Genomic DNA, 24,055 nt, shown 5'->3' with positions numbered 1-24,055 from the left:
ACAACTGGCCGGTCGATCGCTACGTCGAGGCGCTGGCCACCACGCCGCATCTTCTCGACAAGGCTGCCCATGCGGTGCTGGGCGCCGGTGTCAAGCGGGTCGTCAGCGAAAGGCGGCTGCTGGAGGCCAAGCGTCTGCTGCTGTTTACCGTACGCACGGTGGAGGACATCGCCTACGAGATCGGCTTCGACGACCCGGCGTATTTTTCACGGTTCTTTCGCGCGCGGGTCGGCGAAGCGCCCGCCGCCTGGCGCCGGAAGCACTTGCAGGGCCATTGATCCTGCGTGAGATGCAGACCCGTGATGCGCAATCCTCGATGTTGCAGCCACAGCCACTTTTTCGTGAAGCTGAACGGGTTGATCCCTTCGCCTGTCTGCCTAGGTAGAAAGGAGCGGCGGGCGCCACGCAAATCTGACATCGGACCAATCTGACAGTCGGCATGATATTTTCCTGCATTCAAAAGCTTGCCCTCGCTGTTCTCTGTGTGGGGATCCAGTCTTCCTGCGTCGTTCCCGACGATACGTCGCGTATCGCCAAGATTGATCCGACGGCAGCGGCTGCCCGCAAGGAGATGGTCGGCCTCAGCGAAGCCGATGTTCGAATGTGCGCCGGGTTTCCGACCGCCACCGCCGACGCCGGCCGATCGGGCCAGATCTGGACCTACAAGCGCATCGTCCAGCGCGGCAATCTCAGCATTGTGGTTCCGACTTTGGCGGTCGGCGCGATCCCGGCGGTCGGCGGCTCCGTCAATGTCGCTCCCGGCGGCTATTGCGACACGCAAATCCGCATGGTCGACGGCCGCGTCGCCGAAGTTGCCTATGCCGGCGACAACAATCTGCCGAACAGGCGCGACGCGCTTTGTGTCAGCACGGTGGACGCCTGTGTGACCTATGCCCGTCAACAGGGTCAGAGGCCGGCGGCCAGATAGCCGGCGGCAGCGAAACGGCGATAACGGTCACGCAAATATCGTTGAGGGCTTGACTGACCCGCCGGACAGAATACGCTAGTGCAAAATACCGGCTCTGATCGCCGGGCGGCAAGAATGCCTCGTATGCCTCGCCCTTCCGGCGCTGGCTGCGAGGCATTGTCATTTTGGGGATCTGTTTGAAACGGCGTATCGAGATCGGCATCCTGTATTCCCGCTCGGGGAGCTATCAACTCGTCTCCGATGCGTGCCGCATCGGCGCCATGCGCGCCATCGCCGACATCAACGCCGATCGCAGCTCAGGCATCGAACTGGTGCCGGTCGAGCGCGATCCGCAAAGCAATGCGGACCGCTACGCGACGCTGTGCGAGGATATTTTCAGGACCAGCAGCGCGCGCCATGTCGTCGGCTGCGTCACCTCGTGGAGCCGCAAGGAAGCCATTCCGGTGCTCGAGAAGGCGGGCGGCATGCTCTGGTACGCCTGCCCCTATGAGGGCTTCGAGGCCAACGAGCACGTCGTCTACATGCACGCTTGCCCAAACCAGCATCTGGTGCCGCTGATGGCGCATGTCGTGCCGCGTTTCGGCGCCAATGGCTTCCTGCTCGGCTCGAACTACATCTGGGGCTGGGAGATGAACCGCGTCGCCCGCGACCTGATCGCCGATGCCGGCGGCAAGGTGCTGGGCGAACGCTATCTGCGCATCGGCGAGACCGACGTGTCGCGGCTGATCGCGGAGATCCGTGCCACACGGCCGAACTTCATCCTCAACAACCTGATCGGCACCTCTTCCTACGCCTTCCTGGCGGCCTATTGCGATCTCGGGAATGAGGATCCTGCCTTCCGCCCGGAAACCTGTCCCGTCATCTCCTGCAACCTCACCGAAGGAGAGTTGCCGGCGATCGGCGAATCCGGGAAAGGGCACCTGTCGGTCGGGCCGTACTTCGCGCCGCGGCCGGCCGCCTTCGCCTCGTCTTTCGAGGCCTCCGCCTATGCCTCCGTGCAGGTGATGGCCGACGTGCTCTCCAGCAATTCCGAAGCCGGTCCGGCGGAATTTTCCAGAGCCTTCGCAGAACGCCGCTTCTCCACCCGGCTCGGGCCGATAGCCATCGACGCCCATTCCCAGCACGCGACGCTGCCGGTGATCATCGGGCGCATCGCGGATGGCTTCTTCGAGGTCGTCAGCCGCGAGGACGAAGTCGCGCCAGACCCGTATCTGTCGCGCTACGACCCGGCAAAAACATTCGGCCGCCCGCGCCTGAGGGTGGTGTCGTGACGAGAACCCCACGCATCCCCAATCTCGGCGGCGCCAGGGCCTTCATCCTGCACCGTCCGCACCCGACGGTGCAGGCGATCACCAGGCAATTGTCGGCCATCGGCCTGATCACGCTGGACTGCTGGCCGGAACTGCCGCCCGAGGCGCTGGCGGCCGATTTCGTCTTCTTCGACGCCGATCTCGGCTTCGACGAGCAATTCCCGTGGAAGCCGGGCGAAGCGCCGATGCCGCTGGTGGCGCTGATCGGCTCCGAGGCGCCCGGCCGCATCGAATGGGCATTGTCGCACAAGGCCGACGCCCAACTCTTGAAGCCGGTCGGCAATGCCGGCGTCTACAGCGCACTGCTGATCGCAAGGCAAAGTTTCGAGGCGCGAAAACACCTGGCCAGCGAAATCGCCTCGCTTCGCCAGCGCGTCGCCGAGCGCCAGACCATCGTGCGCGCGGTGACGGCACTGGCGAAAGGCGCCGATGACGGCCGCGCCTATGCGCAGCTTCGCTCGCTGGCGATGAGCTGGCAGATCAGCGTCGAGGATGCCGCGCGGCGGATCGTGGCCATGACAAGTGAAGAGGCAACGGGGGAAGAAGGCGGCGATGACCAGTCCCATCGCGCCTGATCTCACCGCGCCAGGGCGCATGCCGGTCAAGCCGCGCGCCGGCGTCTGGCGCCGGCTGGTCAGGCGCCGTCTGGCACTGCTTGGGCTGGTGATCGTCGCCATTGTCGTTGCCGGCGCCGTGCTGGCGCCATGGCTGACAGGCTACGATCCCAACGAGCAGATGTTCGACGGCCTGACCATCGAGGGCTCGCCCTTGCCGCCGGATGCAAAATTCTGGCTGGGCACCGACCTGCTCGGCCGCGACCTGTTGACCCGCATCCTCTACGGAGCCCGCACCTCGCTGATCATCGGCATCGTCGCCAATGGCGTGGCGCTGTTCATCGGCACGCTGGTCGGTGTTACCGCGGGTTATTTCCGCGGCTGGATCGGCAGCGCGCTGATGCGTTTCACCGATTTGATGATGGCGTTTCCGGCACTGCTGCTCGCCATTTGCCTGGCTGCGGTGTTCGAGCCGAGCCTGTGGATCGTCGCTATGGTCATCGCCCTGGTCAATTGGGTGCAGACCGCCCGCGTTATCTACACCGAGACCTCTTCGCTCGCCGAACGCGAGTTCATCGACGCCGAGCGCACCATCGGGGCGAGCGCACCGCGCATCCTGTTTCGCCACATCCTGCCGCATCTCCTGCCGACCATCATCGTCTGGGGCACGCTCGGCATTTCGACCACGGTGCTGTTGGAGGCGACGCTCTCCTTCCTCGGCATCGGCGTGCAGCCGCCGACCGCGTCCTGGGGCAACATCATCTTCGAGAACCAGACCTACTTCCAGGCAGCACCCTGGCTGGTGTTCTTTCCCGGCGCGGCGATCCTGGCGCTGGCGCTGGCCTTCAACCTGATCGGCGACGCGCTGCGCGACATCCTCGATCCGACGCAAAGGGGCCGGGCATGATCGCCTATCTCGGCCGCCGCCTGATCCAGTCGCTGCTGATCCTGCTCGGCGTCTCGCTGATCACCTTCGCGCTGCTCTATCTCTTGCCGGCCGACCCGGTGCGCCAGATCGCCGGCCGCAGCGCCATGCCGCAGACGGTCGAGAACATCCGCCAGCAGCTCGGCCTCGACCAGCCCTTCATCGTCCAATACTGGCGCTATCTCACAAAGCTCATCAGCGGCGATCTCGGCCGCTCCTACATCCAGCGCTCCGAGGTCACCGAGCTGATCGTCTCGCGGCTGCCGGCCAGCCTGTTGCTGATGGTCGGCGCCATCCTGTGCGAGCTGCTGCTCGGCCTCAGCATGGGCCTGATCGCCGCCGTCAAGCGCGGCACCGCCACCGACCAGACGCTGATGGTCGCCTCCTTCGTCGGCGTCTCGGCGCCGCAATTCGTCGTCGGCCTGCTGCTGCTCTACGTCTTTGCCGTGCGGCTCAGCTGGTTCCCGATCGGCGGCTATGGCACCTGGCGTCATCTCGTGCTGCCGTCGCTGACCATGGGCATACTCGGCGCCGGCTGGTACGCCCGCATGATGCGCTCGTCGATGATCGATGTTCTGCGCCAGGATTATGTCCGCACCGCCCGCGCCAAGGGCCTGGCGCGGCGAGCCATCCTGTTCCGCCATGCGCTGCCCAACGCCATCCTGCCGGTCATCGCCATGATCGGCATCGACATCGGCATCTTCATGGGTGGCATTGTTGTCGTCGAAAGCGTGTTCGGCTGGCCTGGCATTGGCCAGCTGGCGTGGCAGGCCATCCAGCGCGTGGACATCCCGATCATCATGGGCGTCACCCTGGTCTCGGCCTTCGCCATCGTGCTCGGCAATCTGCTGGCCGACGTCATCGCGCCCTTCATCGACCCCCGCATCAAGCTCAGATGAAAATGAAAACCAGACAGAGAAAGGGAACATAAAAATGAAAAAGTTTCTCGCATCCACGGTAGCGGCATCGGCGCTGGCGCTGATGCTCGGCATGACAAGTGTTCGCGCCGAAGACGCGATCGATCCGAACGCCAAGCAGGGCGGCGCCATCACCATCACCTACAAGGACGATGTCGCCACGCTCGATCCGGCGATCGGCTATGACTGGCAGAACTGGTCGATGATCAAGAGCCTGTTCGACGGGCTGATGGATTACGAACCGGGCACCACCAATTTGAAGCCCGACCTTGCCGAAAGCTACGAGATCGCGCCCGACGGCAAGTCATTCACCTTCAAGCTGCGCCATGGCGTGAAATTTCACAATGGCCGCGAGATGACCGCCGACGACGTGAAATATTCGCTCGACCGCGTCACCAATCCCAAGACCCAGAGCCCCGGCGCTGGCTTCTTCGGCTCGATCAAGGGCTATGACGATGTCGCCGCAGGCAAGGCCGAGAGCCTCTCGGGCGTCACCGTCGTCGATCCCTATACGGTCAAGCTCGAGCTGACCCGGCCCGACGCCACCTTCCTGCATGTCATGGCCATCAACTTCTCGCATATCGTGCCGAAGGAAGAGGTCGAGAAATACGGCGCCGATTTCGGCAAGCATCCGGTCGGCACCGGCGCTTTCAAGCTCGCCGAATGGACACTCGGCCAGCGCATCGTCTTCGAGCGCAATGCGGACTATTGGCACAAGGGCCTGCCGCATCTGGACAAGATCACCTTCGAGATCGGCCAGGAGCCGATCGTTGCGCTGCTGCGCCTGCAGAAGGGCGAGATCGACGTGCCCGGCGACGGCATTCCGCCGGCAAAATTCCAGGAGGTGATGGCCGATCCGGAGCAGAAGGCACGCGTCGTCGAAGGCGGCCAGCTGCACACCGGCTATGTCACCATGAACACCACCATGGCCCCGTTCGACAATGTGAAGGTGCGCCAGGCGGTCAACATGGCGATCAACAAGGCGCGCATCATCCAGATCATCAACGGCCGCGCTGTGCCGGCCAACCAGCCGCTGCCGCCGTCGATGCCGGGCTACGACAAGGAGTACAAGGGCTATCCCTATGACGTCGCCAAGGCCAAGGCGCTGCTTGCCGAGGCCGGTCATCCCGATGGTTTCGACACGCAATTGTTCGCCATGAACACCGATCCCAACCCGCGCATCGCTCAGGCGATCCAGCAGGATCTGGCGGCGATCGGCATCAAGGCCAGCATCCAGTCGCTGGCTCAGGCAAACGTCATTGCCGCCGGCGGCGACAAGGCCGGCGCACCGATGATCTGGTCCGGCGGCATGGCCTGGATCGCCGACTTCCCGGATCCGTCGAACTTCTACGGCCCGATCCTCGGCTGCGCCGGCGCGGTGCCGGGCGGCTGGAACTGGTCGTGGTATTGCAACAAGGATCTCGATGCCAAGGCGGCCGAGGCCGACTCGGTGGTCGACCCGGCCAAGGCCGGCGAGCGCGACAAGATGTGGAGCGCCATCTACGACAAGGTGATGGAAGACGCGCCCTGGGCGCCGGTCTTCAACGAGCAGCGCTTCACCATGAAGTCGGCGCGCATGGGCGGCGCCGACAACCTCTATGTCGACCCGGTCCATATCCCGATCAACTACGACAATGTGTACGTAAAAGATGTGCAATAACTGCGACTACACCATCCACGGGCGCCAACATCATTTCGGCTGGGACAATTCGTTTGTTCCGGCCGAGCGGGTGGCGCCCGGCTCGACCATCGAGTTCCAGTGCCTCGATTCCTCCGGCGGCCAGTTGCAGGCCGACAGCACGGTCGCCGACGTCGCCAGGCTCGACTTCGCCACCGTCAATCCGGTGACTGGGCCGATCTTCGTCGAGGGCGCCGAGCCGGGCGATGCACTGAAGGTGACGATCGAGATGTTCAAACCATCCGGCTTCGGCTGGACGGCCAACATTCCCGGTTTCGGGCTGCTCGCCGACGACTTCAAGGAGCCGGCGCTGAACATCTGGAAATACGACGCCGTCTCGCTCGAGCCGGCGCTGTTCGGCAAAAATGCGCGTGTGCCGTTGAAACCCTTCGCCGGCACCATCGGCAACGCGCTGGCGGAAAAGGGCCACCATTCGGTGGTGCCGCCAAGGCGCGTCGGCGGCAATCTCGACATCCGCGATCTCGCCGCCGGCACCACGCTGTACCTGCCGGTGGAAGTGGCGGGCGCGCTGTTTTCGGTCGGCGATACCCATGCCGCGCAAGGCGACGGCGAGGTCTGCGGCACGGCGATCGAAAGCCCGATGGACGTCGTGCTCAAGCTCGATCTGGTCAAGGACGCCAGGCTGAAGACGCCGCGCTTCACCACGCCAGGCCCGGTGACGCGCCATCTCGACGCCAAGGGCTATGAGGTGACGACCGGCATCGGCCCGGACCTGATGGCCGGCGCCAGGGAGGCGGTTGCCCAGATGGTCGACCTGCTCGCCGGGAGGTACAAAATCGACCCGGTCGAAGCCTATATGCTGGCCTCTGTGTGCGGCGATCTCAGGATCAGCGAGATCGTCGACATGCCGAACTGGGTGGTGTCGTTCTACTTCCCGCGCTGCGTGTTTGAATGATGTCAAGTCGGCGCTGCACCCCCCTCTGTCCTGCCGGACATCTCCCCCTCAAGGGGGGAGATCAGATGTCACTTCGGCTTTCGCCAATCTCTAATGTTGCAAGGGGGAGCGCCGGCCCACGTGACGGCCAATCTCCCCCCTTGAGGGGGAGATGTCCGGCAGGACAGAGGGGGGCGTGCCGGAATAAACCTCTCAGAACTTTGCCTTTGCAATGACCTCAACCCCCGAACCCATCCTCGACATCGCCAACCTCTGCGTCAGCGTGCGCGGCGAGGATGGCGAGCGCGAGGTCGTCTCCGACCTATCGCTCACGCTGAGCCGCGGCGAGACGCTCTGCATTGCCGGTGAATCCGGCTCCGGCAAATCGATGACCGCACTGGCCATCATGCAATTGCTGCCGCAGCCCGCAGCCCGCATATCGTCTGGGAAAATCCATTTGGGCGATACAGATCTGACGACTCTCGACGAGCGCCGGATGCGGCGCATTCGCGGCGACCGCATCGCCATGATCTTCCAGGAGCCGATGACCTCGCTCAACCCGGTGCTGTCGATCGGCCGGCAGCTCACCGAATCCATCGAGGCACACACCAGCCTGTCGCAGGGCGAAGCTCGTCAGCGCGCCATCGAGGCGTTGAAGGCGGTGCGCATTCCGGAAGCCGAAAGCCGGCTAAAGCAGTTTCCGCACGAACTGTCCGGCGGCATGCGCCAGAGGGTGATGATCGCCATGGCGCTGGCGCTCGAGCCGGACGTGCTGATCGCCGACGAGCCGACGACCGCACTTGACGTCACCGTGCAAGGCGAGGTGCTGGAGCTGCTGCGCGACCTGCAGCGCCAGCACGGCACCAGCGTCATCCTGATCACCCACGATATGGGCGTCGTCGCCGAAATGGCCGACCGCGTCATCATCATGCGGCATGGCCGCATGGTCGAAGAGGGAAAAACCGCTGACATTTTTGCCAGGCCGCAAGCCGACTACACGCGCGAGCTGCTGGCCGCCGTGCCGCGCATTGGCAGCGGTATCGGCCGCCAGAAATCCAGGGATGCCGAGACGGCGATGCCGGCCAATGTCGCAGAAGTCAACGACCTGCATGTCCGCTTCGACCTGCATGGCGGCTTCTTCGGCCGGGTCACCCGCCGCGTCCACGCGGTGGAAGGCGTGACCTTCTCGATCGCGCCCAACGAGACGCTGGCGCTGGTCGGCGAATCCGGCTGTGGCAAGTCGACCACCGCCAAGGCGCTGGCCGGACTGGTGCCCTACAGCGGCGATATCGCGGTTGGCGGGCGCAATCTGTCCGGCCTTGGTCGCGACGAGCGTAAGGCGGTGCGCCGCGACGTGCAGATGATTTTTCAGGATCCCTACGCCTCGCTCGACCCGCGCATGCGCGTCGGCGAACTCGTCGCCGAGCCGCTGCTGATCCATGGCATCGCCTCGAAGCAAGAGCGCAGTGACCGTGTCGCGGCGCTGTTCGAGCGCGTCGGCCTGTCGGCCGATCAGATGGAGCTCTATCCGCATGAATTCTCCGGCGGCCAGCGCCAGCGCGTCTGTATTGCACGCGCTCTTGCGCTGCGGCCGAAGCTGATCATCGCCGACGAAAGCGTCTCGGCGCTCGACGTTTCGGTGCAGGCGCGCGTGCTCGATCTGTTGAAGGAATTACAGCGCGAATTCGGCGTCGCCTATCTCTTCATCTCGCACGACATGGCTGTGGTCGAGAACATCTCCGACCGCGTCGCCGTCATGTATCTCGGCCAGATCGTCGAGATGGGCACGCGCGACCAGGTCTTTTCCAACCCGCGCCACCCCTACACCAGACGCCTCATCGAAGCCGTGCCGGTGCCCGATCCAGCCAAGCGAAGAAGCCGCTTCGCCCGCCTCGACCAGGAGATCCCGAGCGCCACCCGCAGGATCGGCGAGGCGCCGTTGAAACTGGCGCTGAGGGATGTCGGCAACGGCCACCTCGTCGCCGCCGAGGGCTGAGCCGGCACTGCCGCCGGCGGTTCACGTGTTTGTGTCTCTATCTCGCGCTCAAGGCTCGCGTTCCGCCGCCAAACCGTATCGCTTCGAGCACGAAATCCCTAACGGCCTCTTGCCCTCTGTCCCTATCTTCCTCATGTTCAATACCATTGCGATGATCGATCGTAGGAGGGTCGGTCGGATTCATCGCTATGGGAGGAAGTCAACCATGAAGGTAAGCCTTTTCGTTTCCGCGGCACTTCTCGCCGCATCCGCGATCCCCGCCTCGGCCGCCGAAATTTCCGACGGCAAGGTCAAAATCGGCATTCTCAACGACCAATCGGGCGTCTACGCCGATTTCGGCGGCAAGTGGTCGGTCGAGGCGGCCAAGATGGCGGTCGAGGATTTCGGCGGCAAGGTGCAGGGAGCGCCGATAGAAATCATCAGCGCCGATCACCAGAATAAGCCCGATATCGCCTCCAACATCGCGCGGCAGTGGTACGACACCGAACAGGTCGATGCCATCATGGAACTGACGACCTCTTCGGTGGCGCTCGCCGTCCAGGGGATTTCCAAGGAAAAGAAGAAGATCGACATCGTCACCGGCGCGGCGACCACGGAGCTGACCGGCAAACAATGCTCGCCCTATGGCTTCCACTGGGCCTATGACACTCATTCGCAAGCGGTTGGGACAGGCGGCTCTCTCGTGCAGCAGGGCGGCGACAGCTGGTTCTTCGTCACCGTCGACTATGCATTCGGCTATTCGCTGAAGGATCAGACCACCAAGTTCGTCGAGAGCCATGGCGGCAAGGTGCTGGGCGAGGTGCGTTATCCCCTGGGATCGACCGATTATTCGTCCTTCCTGTTGCAGGCGCAATCGTCGGGCGCCAAGGTCATCGGCCTGGCCAATGCCGGCCTCGATACCTCCAACTCGATCAAGCAGGCGGCCGAATTCGGCATCGTGCAGGGCGGTCAGCGTCTTGCCGCACTCCTGTTCACGCTGGCCGAGGTGCATGGGCTTGGCCTTCAAGCGGCGCAGGGCGTTGTGCTGACCGAAGGCTATTATTGGGATCGCGACGACAAGAGCCGCGAATTCGGGCAGCGCTTTTTCAAGCGCACCAACCGCATGCCGAACATGATCCAGGCCTCGACCTATTCAGCGGTGACGCAGTACCTGAAAGCGATCGACAAGGCCGGCACGGACGAGACCGAAGCCGTCGCCAAGCAACTGCATTCGATGCCTGTGGACGACGCCGCGATAACCAACGGCAAAGTGCAGGCGGACGGCAACATGGTCCACGACATGTACCTCTATCAGGTCAAGTCGCCAGCCGAGAGCACCAAGGAGTGGGACTACTACAAATATCTCGCCACCATTCCTGGCAACGAGGCCTTCCTGAGCGAAAAGGAAAGCGGCTGTCCGACGGCCGGCCAGTGATCGGCGCGGCCGATGGCGCCGACTGACCTGAGCGCGAACGAGCCGCCTGTGGTGCTTTCCGCCCGCGGGTTGCGGCGTGACTTTGCTGGCTTCATCGCCGTGAAAAACGTCGATCTGGATGTTCGCCATGGCAACATCCATGCCCTGATCGGACCCAACGGCGCCGGCAAGACGACCGTCTTCAACCTGCTCACCAAGTTCCTGGCGCCGACCAGCGGCAGGATCGAGCTGCTTGGCCATGACATCACCCGCACGTCGCCGGCCAGGGTCGCGCGGATGGGCCTGGTGCGCTCGTTCCAGATATCGGCGATTTTTCCGCACCTCAGCGTGCTCGACAATGTCCGCGTCGCCCTGCAGCGGCCGGGCGGGCTCAGCGTTCAGTTCTGGCGCTCGCTGGCGGCGCTCGACCGGCTGACGCCGCGTGCCGAGGAATTGCTGCGCTCGGTCGGTCTCGACGATGCCAGGAACAGGCTCGCCGGCGACCTTTCCTATGGCAGGAAACGCGTGCTCGAGATCGCCACGACCCTGGCGCTCGATCCGAAAGTGCTGCTGCTGGACGAGCCGATGGCCGGCATGGGGCACGAGGACGTGGCCACGGTTTCCGACCTTATCCGTTCGGTGGCCAAGGATCGCGCCGTGCTGATGGTCGAGCACAATCTGACTGTCGTGGCCGACCTTTGCGACTGGATAACGGTCATGCAGCGCGGCGAGGTGCTGGCCGCCGGCGACTACGCCACGGTCAGCCGCGACGAGCGCGTGAAGATCGCCTATATGGGCACCGCCGATGACTAGTACCGCACCTCTGCTTGCCGTCAGCGGCCTCAACGCCTGGTATGGCGAGGGCCATGCGCTGCACGGCGTCGATCTGGAAGTGTTTTCCGGCGAGACGGTCACACTGCTCGGCCGCAATGGCGTCGGCAAGACGACGACGCTGCGCGCCATCATGGGGCTGATCCGCAAGCGAACCGGCGGGATCGCCTTCGACGGCCAGGATTTGATGCGGCTGCCGCTGCACCGCACCGCGCATCAGGGCATCGGCTTCGTGCCGGAGGAGCGCGGTATTTTCGCCACGCTGACCGTCGACGAGAACCTGGTTCTGCCGCCGGTCGTGGCCGAGGGCGGCATGAGCGTCGAGGAGATATTCGATCTGTTCCCCAATCTGAAGGAGCGGCGCAACAGTCCCGGCACCAGGCTGTCGGGCGGCGAACAGCAGATGCTGGCGATCGCGCGCATGTTGAGAACGGGTGTGAAAATGCTGCTTCTCGACGAGCCGACGGAGGGGCTCGCTCCCGTCATCGTGCAGCGCATCGGCGCGTTGCTGGCGACGTTGAAAAAGCGCGGCATGACGATCCTGCTGGTCGAGCAGAACTTCCGCTTCGCCAGCCGTGTCGCCGATCGTTTCTATCTGATGGAGCACGGCAAGGTGGTGGCAGGGTTCCCGGTCGGCGAGTTGCCGGACCGCATGACGCAGCTCCACGAAGTCCTGGGTGTATGATGGCGCCATGACGATGATCTTCGGCATCCCCGTTCAGGCCTTCCTCGGCCAGTTGCTGGTCGGCCTGATCAACGGCTCGTTCTACGCCATGCTGAGCCTGGGCCTGGCTGTCATATTCGGCTTGCTGCGCGTCATCAATTTCGCCCATGGCGCCCAATATATGCTCGGCGCCTTCGTCGGCTATCTGCTGCTCACCTATCTCGGCATCGGCTACTGGCCCGCCTTGATCCTTGCGCCGCTGATCGTCGGTGTCTTCGGCATCGTGGTCGAGCGCCTGGCGCTGTCGCGGCTGTACGATCTCGATCCGCTCTACGGCCTGCTCTTCACCTTCGGCCTCGCGCTCGTGCTCGAAGGCATCTTCCGCTACTATTACGGCGTCTCGGGAAACCCGTACGCGGTGCCGCCGCTGCTTTCGGGAGGCACCAATCTCGGCTTCATGTTCCTGCCCAACTATCGCGGCTGGGTCGTCGTCGCCTCGCTGATCGTCTGCTTCGGAACCTGGGTGCTGATCGAGAAGACCAGGCTCGGTTCCTACCTGCGCGCCGCGACGGAGAATCCCCGCCTCGTCCAGGCTTTCGGCGTCAACGTGCCGTTGCTGCTGACCCTGACCTACGGCCTCGGCTCCGCGCTGGCTGGGCTTGCCGGAATTCTGGCAGCGCCGATCTATCAGGTGAGCCCGCTTATGGGGTCGGATCTCATCATCGTCGTCTTCGCCGTCGTCGTGGTCGGCGGCATGGGATCGATCCTTGGCGCCATCGTCACCGGCTACATGCTCGGCCTTGCCGAAGGCCTGACCAAGGTCTTCTATCCTGAGGCCTCCAACCTCGTGGTCTTCGTCATCATGGCCATCGTGCTTCTGGTCCGGCCGGCCGGCCTGTTCGGAAGGGACGCCTGACATGTCGGAAGAGACATCTGACATGTCGGAACTGACGCTTCGCGAGACATCGGCCAAAACCTCGGCGCGGCTTGAATGGACGCTGGTCGGGCTCGGCATCCTGGCGCTGCTGGTGGCGCCTTTCCTGGTCTATCCGATCTTCCTGATGAAGATGCTGTGCTTTGCGCTGTTTGCCTGTGCGTTCAATCTCCTGCTTGGCTACACCGGGCTGCTGTCGTTCGGCCACGCCACCTTTTTCGGCGGCGCCGCCTACTTCACGGCGCATGCCGTCAAGGTCTGGGGCTGGCCGCCGGAAGCCGGCATTCTGCTCGGCATGGCGGGTGCGGCCCTGCTTGGCTTCGTCATGGGCTTCTTCGCCATTCGCCGGCAAGGCATCTATTTCGCCATGATCACGCTGGCGCTGTCGCAGATGTTCTTCTTCTTCTGCGTGCAGGCGCCGTTCACGCAAGGCGAGGATGGCATCCAAGGTGTGCCGCGCGGCATGCTGCTAGGCGTCCTCGACCTGAACGTCTCGCTGAACATGTATTATTTCGTGCTGGCGGTGTTCCTCGTCGGCGTCTTCGCCATCTGGCGCATCGTCAATTCGCCGTTCGGCATGATCCTGCGCTCGATCCGCGAGAACGAGAACCGCGCCATTTCGCTGGGCTATTCCGTCGCCAACTACAAGCTCGGCGCCTTCGTCATGTCGGCGGCGCTGGCCGGGTTGGCCGGATCGCTCAAGGCGATCGTTTTCCAGTTCGCCACGCTCACCGACGTCACCTGGCAGATGTCGGGCGAGGTGATCCTGATGACGCTTCTGGGCGGCATCGGCACCATGGTCGGGCCGATCATCGGCGCCAGCCTTGTCATCGGCCTGGAAAACACGCTTGCCACTTCCGGCTTTCCGGTGACCATCGCCACTGGCCTGATCTTCATGGTGTGCGTGCTCGTCTTCCGGCGCGGCATCGTCGGCGAATTTTACGCGCGGATTTTCAAGCGGGCGGGAAAGGACTGATCAGCTGCAGGTTGATGGGACGCGGCTTGCGCGTGATGACGCATGCGTCTCCCCAATGAGCACCTGTCCGGATACTTCAGAAAGCTATAGACCTCGATCAAATCGATGCGACTGCTTGCGACCTGGGGCAATTGCGACTCCATCGGAACGGGTGAGCACTGCTTTGGGCAAATCGTGATGCGCGCATTCTTTCGATTGCTTGTCGTTGTAATCGTGGCGTCCGGCGTGACCGGTTGCACCAGTATTTCCTACTACGCGCAATCCGTGCAGGGCCATCTGCGGATCATGACGGCGCGCCAGGATGTCGGAAAACTGATCGAGGATCCGTCGACGCCGAAGGCATTGCGCGCGCGAATGGCATCGGCGAGCGCTATACGACAGTTCGCAACGGATGAACTGGCGCTGCCCGACAACAACAGCTACCGCAGCTATGTCGACATTGGTCGGGATTCGGTGACATGGGCTGTCTTCGCCGCGCCGGCATTTTCGCTGACGCCGCGAACATGGTGTTTTCCTGTTTTCGGCTGTGTTCCCTACCGGGGGTATTTCTCCAGGAAGTCCGCGACTGAAACCGCTGTCGAACTTCAAGGACAGGGCATGGACGTCTATGTGACGGGCATCACGGCATATTCCACGCTTGGCTGGTCGAGCGACCCGCTGCTCAGCACGATGTTCGGCCAGGATGAAACCAATCTCGCAGCGCTGGTGTTCCATGAACTGGCCCACCAGCGCGTCTACGTGCACGACGATTCCGCATTCAACGAGGCGTTCGCTGTCGCCGTTGAAACGACCGGCGTGAAAAAGTGGCTGCGCGCGACTGGCGACACCGCCGCATTGCGCCGTTACGAAGCTGCCCGGAGGCGCAAGGCTGAATTTCTTGCGCTGGTGTCGCGGACCCGCGACGAGCTGACGCAAGTCTATTCCAACGCCGGCACCTCGGAGCAAAAACTGGCCGCGAAGACGGCCGCGATTGAACGGCTGCGGATGCGCTACCGACACATGCGCGACAGGCGCTGGGGCCGATACCGGGGATACGATGCCTGGTTCGCTTCCCCGATCAACAATGCAAAGCTCGCCGCGACGTCCGTCTATAGCGATCGGGTGACCGCGTTTCTGCGCCTGTTCGACTTGTGTTCGGGCGACTATGTCAGGTTCTATGCGTCAGTCCGACGGATTGGCGCACTGGACCAAGCTCACCGCGTCGATGCACTTGCGGCGGCAGATCGCTGTTATTGAGCCGGTCAAAAGGGATGGCCCGAAGCGTCGGGGAACTTGCGTCCGAATCCAACCAAATCGCGCGATTGAGATCGCCCGCGCGGTTCTACTGGTCCGAGAACTTCACGCTCACGCCGCGCTGCCGAAAATAAGCCTGCATCAACTTGCGGCCCGAGCGGTTGTTCTGCGCCAGCTTGGCCGGATCGAACACCGCCTGTTTGATCCCCTCTCGCATCAGCGCCGCCTTAAGCGCCGCGATATGTGTGTCGATGTCGGCATTGTCCGCCCGGAGCGAGGCATAGATGCTCTCGGTCGCCTCGGCCACGGTCAGTTCGCTCATTGGTGTCGTCCTTTGGTTGGTTGGGCGGCGCTTAGCACAGATTCGCGGTCCGCCGATACCGAGACCGTCAGTACACAGCGCCCGTCGCGAAAGCGAACCGTTCCTTATGGGGCTTCGTAGAGTTCCAGCGGCAATCCATCCGGGTCCCTGAAAAAGGTAAACCGTTGGTCCGTATATGGGTCGATCCGGATAGGCTCGACGGCAACGCCTGCGGCTTCCAGGCGGATAATTACGGGCTCAAGATTAGCCACAGCGAATGCCAGATGTCTCAGGCCTGTAGCCTCTGGGTGGGATGGCCGCATCGCTGGTGCAGGGAAGGAGAACAATTCCAGTTGGGCCGATCCGATCCGCAGATCCGCTTTCCATGACTGCCGCTCCTCCCGATAAACCTCCCGGATCAGATCGAGGCCGAGGAGTTCGACGTAGAACCGTCGCGACCGGTCGTAGTCGGTGCAGATGAGCGCGACGTGGTGAATGGCGTTCAGCATGCTGCTAACTCTGGTCAAGCTGGGAGATGAGGCCAAGGCGCTTCAAGGCCTGGATCGTCGCGCGCCACGGCTCTGATTTGCCCTGTCCTTCCACCTCACCGATAACACCCGCGTTCCACCGCCAGCCGCCGCACCAGCGCCAGCACGGCATCGATGGTCGGGGTCGGCTTGTCCGTGAGCCGGCCAAGTTCCTGCACCGCGCTCACCAGCGCGTCGATCTCCATCGGCCTGCCGCGCTCCAGGTCCTGCAGCATCGAGGTCTTGTGTTCGCCGACATCGCCGGCGCCCTTGATGCGCCTGTCGACCGCTATGGGAAAACGCACGCCGAGGCTTTCGCCGATCGCCTGCGCCTCCAGCATCATGGTGCGGGCGAGCGCGCGGGTGCCATCGTCGGCGACAATCGCGGCCAGCGTGCTGCCGGTCAGCGCCGAGATCGGGTTGAAGGAGAGATTGCCCCACAGTTTTACCCAGATTTCGCTGCGGATGTCCTCGCGCACCGGCGCTTGCAAGCCGGCCTTGACCATTTCCTCGGCCAGAAGCGTAACCCGTTCGCTGCGCTCGCCGGAGGGTTCGCCGAGCGAGAAACGTTTGCCCTCGACATGGCGGATGAGGCCTGGCGCATCGACCTCGACGGCGGGATAGACGACCGAGCCGATAACGCGGTCCGGTCCGATCCGCTGCCAGATGGCGCCGCCGGGGTCGACCGCGTTCAGCCTGGTGCCTTCGAGCGGCCCGCCGACGCCGTGGAAATACCACCAGGGCACGCCGTTCTGCATGGTGACGACTGATGTGTGGTCCCCAAGCAGCGGCGCGATCTGGTCAAGGGCTGGGGAGAGAGAATGGGCCTTCAGCGCCAGCACGACGTAATCCTGGGCGCCAAGCTCGTCGGCTTTGGCGGCGGCCCGGACGGGGACCGAAATCTCCTGGCCATCCTCGATCAGGCGCAGGCCGTCCGCCTTGATGGCTTCCAGATGGGCGCCGCGCGCGACGATCGAAAGATCGGTCCGCCCAGTGATGGCGAGCTTGGCCGCGAGATAGCCGCCGATCGCGCCGGCGCCGAAGATGGTGATCTTCATCGTCAAAGCCCGAGTTTGGCGGCGAGGCCGATGCGCTGCAATTTGCCGGTCGCACCCTTGGGGATCTCGTCCAGGATCAGGATCTTGCGCGGCACCTTGAAATCGGCAAGCCGTGTCGCGGCATAGGTGCGAATGTCGCCCTCGGTGGCACTGATGCCTTCGCGCAGCACAACCGCCGCGGCCACCTCCTCGCCAAGCTTGTCATGCGGCATGGCGAAGGTGACGACCTGCGCCACCGCCGGATGGTCCATCAGCACGTCGTCGACCTCGAGCGGCGAGATCTTTTCGCCACCGCGGTTGATGATCTCCTTGAGCCGACCGGTGACCCTGAGATAGCCGTCCTCGTCGAGCACGCCCTGGTCGCCAGTGTGGAACCAGCCATGCGCGAAAGCCGTGGCATTGGCATCCGGGTTCTTCTCGTAACCCGTCGTGACATTGGGTCCGCGAATGACGATCTCGCCTGTCTCGCCGGCTGCGAGCAGCCGCCCGTCAGGCGCCATGACAGCCACGGCCGGACCGGCGGAGGCACCGACGCTGCCCGGCTTGCGCTGGCCCGGCGGCAGCCGGTTCGAGGCCATCTGGTGCGCGGCCTCGGTCATCCCGTAGGATTCGATCACCGGGCAGCCGAAGGTCGCCTCCAGCTCGGCCATCACCTGCGCCGGCAGCGACGCCGAGGATGAGCGGATGAAGCGCAGGCGCGCCGCCGCCAGCGCCTCGGTGTTGCGTGCCGCGCGGGGCAGGATCGCCTGATGCATGGTCGGCACCGCCGTGTACCAGCTCGGCTGCGCCTCGCTCAGCCACTGGAAGAAGCGCAGCGCGTTGAAACCCGGCGTGCAGTAGATGCTGCCACCGGCAGCCAGCGACGACAGCACGGCCGCGATCAGGCCGTGGATGTGGAACAGCGGCATGATGTTGAGGCAACGGTCATCTGCCGTCAGGCCAAGCGTGCCGCCGATATGGGCAGCCGAGGCCGCGATGTTTGCATGGCTGAGCGGCACCAGTTTTGGACGCGATGTCGTTCCGGAGGTATGCAGCAGCAGCGCAATGTCGCTGTCTTGCGCCATGGCGGGCGCGGCCTGCGGTCCGATCGCTGCGCCCTCGATCGTGAAGCTGCCGGCGGGTGTGCCGGGCTGCACGATAAGCCGCAGCACGCCGATGCCGAGGCGTTCGGCCACCGTCACAGCCGGTCCGGTCTCGCCCTCCCCGACAAGGATCGCCTTGGCGCCGATGTCGGTCAGGTAGAAATCCAGCTCGTCGGCCCGGTAGGCGGGGTTGAGCGGAGCCGTCGAGGCGACGGCCGCCACGGCGACGAAGGCGGTGGCCATCTCGGGCCCGTTCGGCAGCACGATCGCCACCCTGTCGCCGCGGCCGATGCCGCGCGCATGCAGCTGTTTTGCCGTATCGGCGATCAGGCTGCGCAATTCGCCATGGCTAAGCGTCGCCCTGTCGGGTGCCAGGATGGCGGGCGCATCGTCGGCGCCGGCGGCGAGACGGCGGGAGAGATCTGCGTGGGTTTCGGTTTGGGTCATGATCACCGGCTAGATTTCGAACGACTATTGGCGGGAGCCCTTCTGACGGGCTTGCCTCGATATGGATACGCCATTGGACAACGGATCGCCTCAGTAGCCAAGCGCCAAACCATCCTTGCGCGGATCGGAAGCGCCGGTCAGCGTCCCCTTCTCCCAGTCGATCAGCACCACCTGCCCGCCGCCAAGCGGATGATGCGGTTCGGCTATGCGGTGGCCGCGTCGGCGCAGGCCCTCGATCGCCTCGGTGGGAACGCCACGCTCGGCCTCGACTGTGTCGTCATTGTAAAACACCCTCGGCGCATCCAGCGCCTGCTGCGGGTCCATGCCGAAGTCGATCATGTTGGTCAGCAGATGGACATGGCCGAACGGCTGATAGCCGCCGCCCATGACCCCGAACGGCATCACCACGCGGCCGTTCTTCGTCGCCATGCCCGGCATGATCGTGTGCATCGGCCGCTTGCCCGGTGCGATGGCGTTCGGGTGCGCAGGCTCAAGGCGAAAGCTCGAACCGCGGTTCTGCAGCACGACACCGGTCTTAGGGCCGACCACGCCGCTGCCGAACGAGTAATAGGTCGAGTTGATGAAGGAGACCGCGTTGCGATCGCGGTCGACGATGGAGATGTAGACCGTGTCGCTGCCGGGCAGGTCCACGCGCGGCAGATGCGTCATGGCGCGGTCGCGGTCGATCTCGGCGCGCAGCCGGTCGGCATAGGCGCCGGACAGCAGCTCTCTGACCGGCACCGGGACATGGTCCTGATCACCGACATAACGGTCGCGGTCGCGATAGGCCAGGCGCCCGGCCTCGATCTCCAGATGCAGGCGCTCGGCGCCATTGGGATCCAGCCCGCCAAGCTCGAAGCCCGACAGCAAATTGAGCATCAAAAGCGCCGTCAGCCCCTGATTGTTCGGCGGCATCTGGTGGATGTCATGGCCGCCATAGGAGGTGCTGACCGGCGCCACATAGTCGCCTCTGGTCGCAGCGAAATCCTCGGCCGTATGAAGTCCGCCCAATGCATTGAGCCGACTCACCATATCGTCGGCGACAGCGCCTTCGTAGAAACCGGACCGGCCATGTTTGGCGATGATGCGCAAGGTCTCCGCCAGTTCCGGCTGCCGGTGGACGTCGCCAGCCCTCGGCGCCTTGCCGCCGTGCAGGAAGATGCGCGTGGCGTGCTCGTCGGCCGACAGATCGGTTTCCGGTTCGGCCCAGTCGAAGGCGACGCGGTCGTGCACGACATAGCCGTTCTCGGCATAGTGGATGGCCGGCGCCAGCACCTCGGCAAGGCCCTTGCGGCCATGGTCTTCGAGCAGGCGGCTCCAGGCATCGACGGCACCCGGCACGGTGACCGCATGCGGACCTTGCAGCGGGATGCGGTCGAAGCCTTTTTCGCGGTACCAGTCGACTGTCGCCCTGGCAGGCGCCCGGCCGGACCCGTTGAAGGCCAGCATATTGCCTTGCCCTCCGGGAGAATAGAGCACGAAGCAGTCGCCGCCGATGCCGGTCGATTGCGGCTCGACCACGCCCTGCACGGCGGCGGCGCAGACGGCGGCATCCATGGCATTGCCGCCGGACCGCAGCATGTCGATGGCGGCAAGGGTTGCAAGCGGATGCGAGGTCGCGGCAATCGCCTCGGTGGCACGAACCGGCGAGCGGCCGGGAAGCTGGAAATCACGCATTCTGTCTGGATATCCCATGGTCACTTCTGCGAATTGGTCTGGTGAAATCAATGGCGCCTGCCGAAGATCTGCGCAACCGACAACAGCACGACCGACAGCACGATCAGGCAGGTCGAGATGGCGGCGATCGTCGGGTCGATCTGGTCGCGCAGCGCATTGAACATGCGGCGCGTCAATGTCGTGGTCTCGCCGCCCGATATGAACAGCGAAACCACCACCTCGTCGAAGGAGGTGATGAAGGCAAACAGCGCGCCCGAGACGATCGAGAAGCGGATCTGCGGCATCGTCACCTGCCAGAAGGCGGCGACGCGGCCGGCGCCAAGGCTGCGCGCCACCCGCTCCTGGTTCATGTCGTAGGAGCGCAGTCCCGACAGCACCGTCAGCACCACCAGCGGCAGCGCCTGCACCGTGTGCGCGATGACCAGGCCGGTCAGCGTGTTGTTGAGCCCGATGCGCGCATAGAGGAAGAAGGTGCCGATGCCGATCAGGATCACCGGCACGATCAGCGACGCCGTCAGCAGCGCGTTGATGGTGCCGTTGAAGCGCAGCGTGCCCCGGTTGATGGCATAGGCGGCCGCGGTGCCGAGCGGCGTCGCCACCAGCACTGTCATGATAGCCACCTTGACCGAGACGATCGTGGCATCGCGCCATTCCAGCGACCCGAAATAGGTCTGGTACCAACGCAGCGACCATTGCTGCGGCGGGAATTGCAGCAGCGTCGAATCCGAAAACGACATGATGACGATGATGATCGACGGCGCGATCAGGAACAGAAGCACGAGGCCGCCGAGGCAATAGAGCCACAGCCGTTGCCGGTGCGAGATAGGCAGGCCGACATCCTCGCTCATCGCGAACTCCACACACCTGTGGCGCGCGCGCCGAGCAGCCACTGGAACAGGCCGAGAAGCGCCAGCGTGACCACCAGCAGCACCACGCCGAGTGCTGCACCCGCGCCCCAGTTGGAATAGAGGCTGGTGGTCTGTTCCATGCGCATCGCCCACATGATGACCTTGCCGCCGCCCATCAGCGCAGGCGTGACGAAGAAGCCCAGGCACAGCACGAAGACGATGACCACGCCCGAGGCGAGGCCGGGCAGCGACAGCGGAAAGAAGATCTGCCGGAAGGTGGCGGCCGGGCCGGCGCCGAGGTTCATGCCGGCGCGCAGGCAGTCGGTGTCGATTGTCTTCATCGAGGCGTAAAGCGGCAGCACCAGGAACGGCAGCAGGATATGCGTCATGCCGATGACGACGCCCGAAAAATTGTTGGCGAGCGATAGCGGCTGGCTGATCACACCGAGGTCGATCAGCCAGCTGTTGATCAGGCCCTTGCGCTGCAGGATCACCAGCCAGGCATAGGTGCGCACCAGGACCGATGTCCAGAACGGCAGGATGACGAAGATCAGGCAGATCGACGCCGCGCGGCGCGGTAGTTGCGACAGCATGTAGGCCAGGGGATAGCCGAGCAGCACGCAGGCGCCGGTGACGATGAAGGCGACCTTGAAGGTGGTGACAAAGGTCTTGATGTAGGAGGCCTGCTCGAAGAATCGCGCATAATTGGCGGCGCTGAAGCCGCCCGCTTCGTCGAACAGCGACAGCCAGAACAGCCAGCCGATGGGCACGATGATGATGGCGAAGACCAGCAACAGGCTCGGCGACAGCAGCGCCAGCAGCCGCAACGACTCGCGCCGCGCGTCCGTGCGCAGCGCCTGCGTGTTCAAATCCGGGCCCGCGCGGCCGGCATTCTCCTGCATGACGGCGGTCTGCGCGCTCATCAGTCTGCCGCTACCAGGATTGTGTCCTGCGCATCGAGACCGAACGAGACTGGCTGGCCGGGCGCCGGCATTTTCGCCAGCACATCGCTGCGGCAATAGTCGCGCAAAGTCAGCTGCCGGCCGTCGCGCAGCACGGCATAGCAGACGAAGCTGTCGCCCTGATAGATGATGTCACTGAGCGTCGCGTTGAGCACGTTGACGCCGCTTGTCGGTTCGGCGGTTGCCAAGAGCCGCAGCTTTTCCGGCCGCACCACCATCAGGTACTGGCCTGCCGCCGGCGTCGCCGCCGCCGTATTGATTCTTCGGTCCTCGTACCAGACGGAGCCGTTGCGGCACTCGACCGGAATGAAATTCGATTCGCCGATGAAGCCTGCTACAAATTGCGTTTGCGGCCTGGCGTAGAGGCTTTCGGGCTTGTCGAGCTGTTCGATGCGTCCGCCGTTCATGACAGCAATGCGGTCCGACATGGTGATGGCTTCGCGCTGGTCGTGCGTGACATAGACGGTGGTCATGCCGAGCCGCCGATGCAGGGCGCGCAGCTCGATCTGCATGTGCTCGCGCAGGCCCTTGTCGAGCGCCGACAAGGGTTCGTCCATAAGCACGATGCGCGGCTCGAAGACGATGGCGCGCGCCAGCGCCACGCGCTGGCGCTGGCCGCCGGAGAGCTGGTCGACCCGGCGCTCGCCCAGTCCCTGCAATTTCACCAGATCGAGTGCCTTCTCGACACGCTCGGCCGTCTCGGCGGCGGCGACGCCGCGTTGCTTCAGCGGAAAGGCGATGTTGTGAAAGACGTTCATATGCGGAAACAGCGCGTAGTTCTGGAACACCATGCCGATGTTGCGCTTGTGCGGCGGCGTGGTGATGATCTCGTCGCCGCCGACCCTGATCGAGCCGGCATTGGCCCGCACGAAACCGGCCAGGATCATCAGCAGCGTCGTCTTGCCGGAACCGGAAGGCCCCAGCAGCGTCAGGAATTCACCAGCCTCGACATCGAGGTTGAGGTCGCGCAGCACAGGCACGCTGCCAAATCGTTTCTCGATCCCGCGCATGCCGATCGGCAACGCGGATGGCGCAATGGACACGATTTTTCTCTCCCAGGGGCTGAGGCGGCGAAAGCAGGGCGAGGCGTCGCCCTGCCGTGGTTTGGATTGCGGCCGCAGCCTATTGCTGGATCAGATTGTTGAACTTTTCCGTCGCCTCGACCAGGTTGTCGCGCCAGAATTCTGCATCCTGCAACACCTGCTTCTTGACGTTTTCGGGCGCCGAATTGATGTCCTTGATCCTGTCCTGCGGGATCTTGCCGGTCTCGAAAGCCTTCTCGTTGACCGGGCCATTGTCGACATAGAGCGGCAGATTGGCCTGCAATTGCGGGCTGACGAACATCGCCAGCGCCTTCATGGCCGCCTCCTTGTTCTTGGCGCCCTTGGGGATGACCATGCAGTCGGCGGTCAGCACGCCCTGATCGAAGGAAAAGCTGATCGGCGCGCCTTCCTTTTTCAAGGTGCCGGCGCGGCCGTTCCAGATGCTCGCCATGTCGACTTCGCCGTCCTTAACCAGCTGCATGGCCTGGGCGCCGGAGGTCCACCAAGCGTCGACATTGCCGCGGATCTTGTCGACGGACTTCAACGCGCCGTCGATATCGACCGGATAGACCTTGTCGATCGGAATGCCCTCGGCCAGTGCGGCAACGCTCAGCGTTTCCGTCGCCTGGCTGCCGCTCAGCGCGCGCCGTCCCGGAAACTTTTCCACGTTCCAGAAATCGGCCCAGGTCTTCGGGCCTTTGTCGCCGAATACGTCGGTCCGGTAGATCAGCACGACGGATGTGTAGGAAATGCCGACCCAGTCGTCGTGGACAAGCTTCGGGTTGATGCCGCTCTTGTCGATGATGCCGTAGTCGAGCTTTTCGAACAGCCCTTCCTTCGAGCCGCGCGCACATTCGTCGGCGCCAAGTTCGGTGA

General features: G+C 64.0%; 23 protein-coding genes and 1 pseudogene (1 of these 24 only partly in view). 15 read left to right on the top strand and 9 right to left on the bottom strand.

The features are described from left to right. From EOC06_RS01485 to EOC06_RS01410, 15 genes and pseudogenes are all read left to right on the top strand, one after another. Positions 1-278, top strand: a pseudogene (locus EOC06_RS01485) (helix-turn-helix domain-containing protein) (it extends 572 nt beyond the left edge of the window). 161 nt (positions 279-439) lie between these two features. Continuing rightward, positions 440-928, top strand: a complete 489-nt coding sequence (locus EOC06_RS01480; protein ID WP_128306894.1) for a hypothetical protein — start codon at positions 440-442, stop codon at positions 926-928. 176 nt (positions 929-1,104) lie between these two features. Next, complete coding sequence (locus tag EOC06_RS01475; RefSeq protein WP_128306893.1) at positions 1,105-2,199, top strand: transporter substrate-binding protein; 1,095 nt, start codon at positions 1,105-1,107, stop codon at positions 2,197-2,199. Next, positions 2,196-2,813, top strand: a complete 618-nt coding sequence (locus tag EOC06_RS01470; protein WP_127268207.1) for an ANTAR domain-containing response regulator — start codon at positions 2,196-2,198, stop codon at positions 2,811-2,813. The genes EOC06_RS01475 and EOC06_RS01470 overlap by 4 nt, the downstream gene beginning before the upstream one ends. Before the next feature lie 19 nt (positions 2,814-2,832). Next, complete coding sequence (locus EOC06_RS01465) at positions 2,833-3,699, top strand: ABC transporter permease (RefSeq protein WP_206516809.1); 867 nt, start codon at positions 2,833-2,835, stop codon at positions 3,697-3,699. Then, on the top strand, positions 3,696-4,616 hold the full coding sequence (locus EOC06_RS01460) for an ABC transporter permease (protein ID WP_128306892.1): 921 nt from the start codon (positions 3,696-3,698) through the stop codon (positions 4,614-4,616). Before EOC06_RS01465 ends, EOC06_RS01460 begins: the two co-directional genes overlap by 4 nt. A 34-nt stretch (positions 4,617-4,650) precedes the next feature. Next, complete coding sequence (locus EOC06_RS01455; protein ID WP_128306891.1) at positions 4,651-6,294, top strand: ABC transporter substrate-binding protein; 1,644 nt, start codon at positions 4,651-4,653, stop codon at positions 6,292-6,294. Further along, entirely contained in the window at positions 6,284-7,228 is a 945-nt protein-coding gene (locus EOC06_RS01450; protein ID WP_128306890.1) for an acetamidase/formamidase family protein, read from the top strand. The genes EOC06_RS01455 and EOC06_RS01450 overlap by 11 nt, the downstream gene beginning before the upstream one ends. 211 nt (positions 7,229-7,439) lie before the next feature. Continuing rightward, positions 7,440-9,203, top strand: coding sequence for an ABC transporter ATP-binding protein (locus EOC06_RS01440; protein WP_128306889.1), 1,764 nt, complete (start codon positions 7,440-7,442; stop codon positions 9,201-9,203). Positions 9,204-9,408: 205 nt separating this feature from the next. Next, positions 9,409-10,617, top strand: a complete 1,209-nt coding sequence (locus tag EOC06_RS01435; protein ID WP_027040146.1) for an ABC transporter substrate-binding protein — start codon at positions 9,409-9,411, stop codon at positions 10,615-10,617. Positions 10,618-10,629: 12 nt separating this feature from the next. Beyond that, the gene (locus EOC06_RS01430; RefSeq protein ID WP_127267607.1) at positions 10,630-11,409 is read left to right on the top strand and encodes an ABC transporter ATP-binding protein; all 780 of its coding nucleotides are present in this window, start codon (positions 10,630-10,632) and stop codon (positions 11,407-11,409) included. After that, a complete protein-coding gene (locus EOC06_RS01425; protein WP_127321082.1) occupies positions 11,402-12,112 on the top strand; it encodes an ABC transporter ATP-binding protein in 711 nt (236 codons plus the stop codon). The genes EOC06_RS01430 and EOC06_RS01425 overlap by 8 nt, the downstream gene beginning before the upstream one ends. A 7-nt stretch (positions 12,113-12,119) precedes the next feature. Beyond that, the gene (locus tag EOC06_RS01420; protein WP_127321083.1) at positions 12,120-13,007 is read left to right on the top strand and encodes a branched-chain amino acid ABC transporter permease; all 888 of its coding nucleotides are present in this window, start codon (positions 12,120-12,122) and stop codon (positions 13,005-13,007) included. Between the two features lie 22 nt (positions 13,008-13,029). Then, positions 13,030-14,001, top strand: coding sequence for a branched-chain amino acid ABC transporter permease (locus tag EOC06_RS01415; RefSeq protein WP_127267612.1), 972 nt, complete (start codon positions 13,030-13,032; stop codon positions 13,999-14,001). A 177-nt stretch (positions 14,002-14,178) separates the two neighbouring features. Beyond that, a complete protein-coding gene (locus tag EOC06_RS01410) occupies positions 14,179-15,237 on the top strand; it encodes an aminopeptidase (protein ID WP_128306915.1) in 1,059 nt (352 codons plus the stop codon). Between the two features lie 85 nt (positions 15,238-15,322). Here EOC06_RS01410 and EOC06_RS01405 read toward each other — a convergent pair whose 3' ends face one another. From EOC06_RS01405 to EOC06_RS01365, 9 genes are all read right to left on the bottom strand, one after another. Beyond that, the gene (locus EOC06_RS01405; protein WP_128306888.1) at positions 15,323-15,556 is read right to left on the bottom strand and encodes a hypothetical protein; all 234 of its coding nucleotides are present in this window, start codon (positions 15,554-15,556) and stop codon (positions 15,323-15,325) included. Between the two features lie 104 nt (positions 15,557-15,660). Then, positions 15,661-16,044 carry a VOC family protein gene (locus tag EOC06_RS01400; RefSeq protein ID WP_127322566.1) on the bottom strand — a complete coding sequence of 128 codons (384 nt, stop codon included), beginning with the start codon at positions 16,042-16,044 and terminating at the stop codon, positions 15,661-15,663. 95 nt (positions 16,045-16,139) lie between these two features. After that, positions 16,140-17,120: a 2-dehydropantoate 2-reductase gene (locus EOC06_RS01395; RefSeq protein WP_127272486.1), complete on the bottom strand. Its 981-nt coding sequence runs from the start codon at positions 17,118-17,120 to the stop codon at positions 16,140-16,142. 2 nt (positions 17,121-17,122) lie between these two features. After that, positions 17,123-18,649 (bottom strand): acyl--CoA ligase, encoded by a 1,527-nt coding sequence (locus EOC06_RS01390; protein ID WP_128306887.1) that lies wholly within the window; start codon positions 18,647-18,649, stop codon positions 17,123-17,125. A gap of 90 nt (positions 18,650-18,739) precedes the next feature. After that, the gene (gene ggt / locus EOC06_RS01385; RefSeq protein WP_128306886.1) at positions 18,740-20,326 is read right to left on the bottom strand and encodes a gamma-glutamyltransferase; all 1,587 of its coding nucleotides are present in this window, start codon (positions 20,324-20,326) and stop codon (positions 18,740-18,742) included. A gap of 47 nt (positions 20,327-20,373) precedes the next feature. Beyond that, the gene (locus EOC06_RS01380; protein ID WP_127321958.1) at positions 20,374-21,174 is read right to left on the bottom strand and encodes an ABC transporter permease; all 801 of its coding nucleotides are present in this window, start codon (positions 21,172-21,174) and stop codon (positions 20,374-20,376) included. Further along, the gene (locus EOC06_RS01375; protein WP_127380931.1) at positions 21,171-22,097 is read right to left on the bottom strand and encodes an ABC transporter permease; all 927 of its coding nucleotides are present in this window, start codon (positions 22,095-22,097) and stop codon (positions 21,171-21,173) included. The genes EOC06_RS01380 and EOC06_RS01375 overlap by 4 nt, the downstream gene beginning before the upstream one ends. Then, on the bottom strand, positions 22,097-23,179 hold the full coding sequence (locus EOC06_RS01370; RefSeq protein WP_128306885.1) for an ABC transporter ATP-binding protein: 1,083 nt from the start codon (positions 23,177-23,179) through the stop codon (positions 22,097-22,099). The genes EOC06_RS01375 and EOC06_RS01370 overlap by 1 nt, the downstream gene beginning before the upstream one ends. A gap of 79 nt (positions 23,180-23,258) precedes the next feature. Further along, a partial coding sequence (locus EOC06_RS01365; RefSeq protein WP_245469277.1) for an ABC transporter substrate-binding protein occupies positions 23,259-24,055 on the bottom strand: 797 nt, incomplete at its 5' end.

It is taken from the genome of Mesorhizobium sp. M7A.F.Ca.MR.362.00.0.0 (assembly GCF_004023175.1).
GTDB lineage: Bacteria > Pseudomonadota > Alphaproteobacteria > Rhizobiales > Rhizobiaceae > Mesorhizobium.
This window is presented reverse-complemented; position numbering and strand designations above follow the sequence as displayed.

Coding starts and splice junctions, on each gene's coding strand:
- EOC06_RS01420 (WP_127321083.1), top strand. CDS start 12,120: ATGACGATGATCTTCGGCATCCCCGTTCAGGCCTTCCTCGGCCAGTTG.
- EOC06_RS01415 (WP_127267612.1), top strand. CDS start 13,030: ATGTCGGAACTGACGCTTCGCGAGACATCGGCCAAAACCTCGGCGCGG.
- EOC06_RS01430 (WP_127267607.1), top strand. CDS start 10,630: ATGGCGCCGACTGACCTGAGCGCGAACGAGCCGCCTGTGGTGCTTTCC.
- EOC06_RS01405 (WP_128306888.1), bottom strand. CDS start 15,556: ATGAGCGAACTGACCGTGGCCGAGGCGACCGAGAGCATCTATGCCTCG.
- EOC06_RS01400 (WP_127322566.1), bottom strand. CDS start 16,044: ATGCTGAACGCCATTCACCACGTCGCGCTCATCTGCACCGACTACGAC.
- EOC06_RS01465 (WP_206516809.1), top strand. CDS start 2,833: ATGCCGGTCAAGCCGCGCGCCGGCGTCTGGCGCCGGCTGGTCAGGCGC.
- EOC06_RS01440 (WP_128306889.1), top strand. CDS start 7,440: ATGACCTCAACCCCCGAACCCATCCTCGACATCGCCAACCTCTGCGTC.
- EOC06_RS01390 (WP_128306887.1), bottom strand. CDS start 18,649: ATGACCCAAACCGAAACCCACGCAGATCTCTCCCGCCGTCTCGCCGCC.
- EOC06_RS01375 (WP_127380931.1), bottom strand. CDS start 22,097: ATGAGCGCGCAGACCGCCGTCATGCAGGAGAATGCCGGCCGCGCGGGC.
- EOC06_RS01480 (WP_128306894.1), top strand. CDS start 440: ATGATATTTTCCTGCATTCAAAAGCTTGCCCTCGCTGTTCTCTGTGTG.
- EOC06_RS01450 (WP_128306890.1), top strand. CDS start 6,284: ATGTGCAATAACTGCGACTACACCATCCACGGGCGCCAACATCATTTC.
- EOC06_RS01410 (WP_128306915.1), top strand. CDS start 14,179: ATGCGCGCATTCTTTCGATTGCTTGTCGTTGTAATCGTGGCGTCCGGC.
- ggt (WP_128306886.1), bottom strand. CDS start 20,326: ATGCGTGATTTCCAGCTTCCCGGCCGCTCGCCGGTTCGTGCCACCGAG.
- EOC06_RS01395 (WP_127272486.1), bottom strand. CDS start 17,120: ATGAAGATCACCATCTTCGGCGCCGGCGCGATCGGCGGCTATCTCGCG.
- EOC06_RS01435 (WP_027040146.1), top strand. CDS start 9,409: ATGAAGGTAAGCCTTTTCGTTTCCGCGGCACTTCTCGCCGCATCCGCG.
- EOC06_RS01460 (WP_128306892.1), top strand. CDS start 3,696: ATGATCGCCTATCTCGGCCGCCGCCTGATCCAGTCGCTGCTGATCCTG.
- EOC06_RS01455 (WP_128306891.1), top strand. CDS start 4,651: ATGAAAAAGTTTCTCGCATCCACGGTAGCGGCATCGGCGCTGGCGCTG.
- EOC06_RS01425 (WP_127321082.1), top strand. CDS start 11,402: ATGACTAGTACCGCACCTCTGCTTGCCGTCAGCGGCCTCAACGCCTGG.
- EOC06_RS01380 (WP_127321958.1), bottom strand. CDS start 21,174: ATGAGCGAGGATGTCGGCCTGCCTATCTCGCACCGGCAACGGCTGTGG.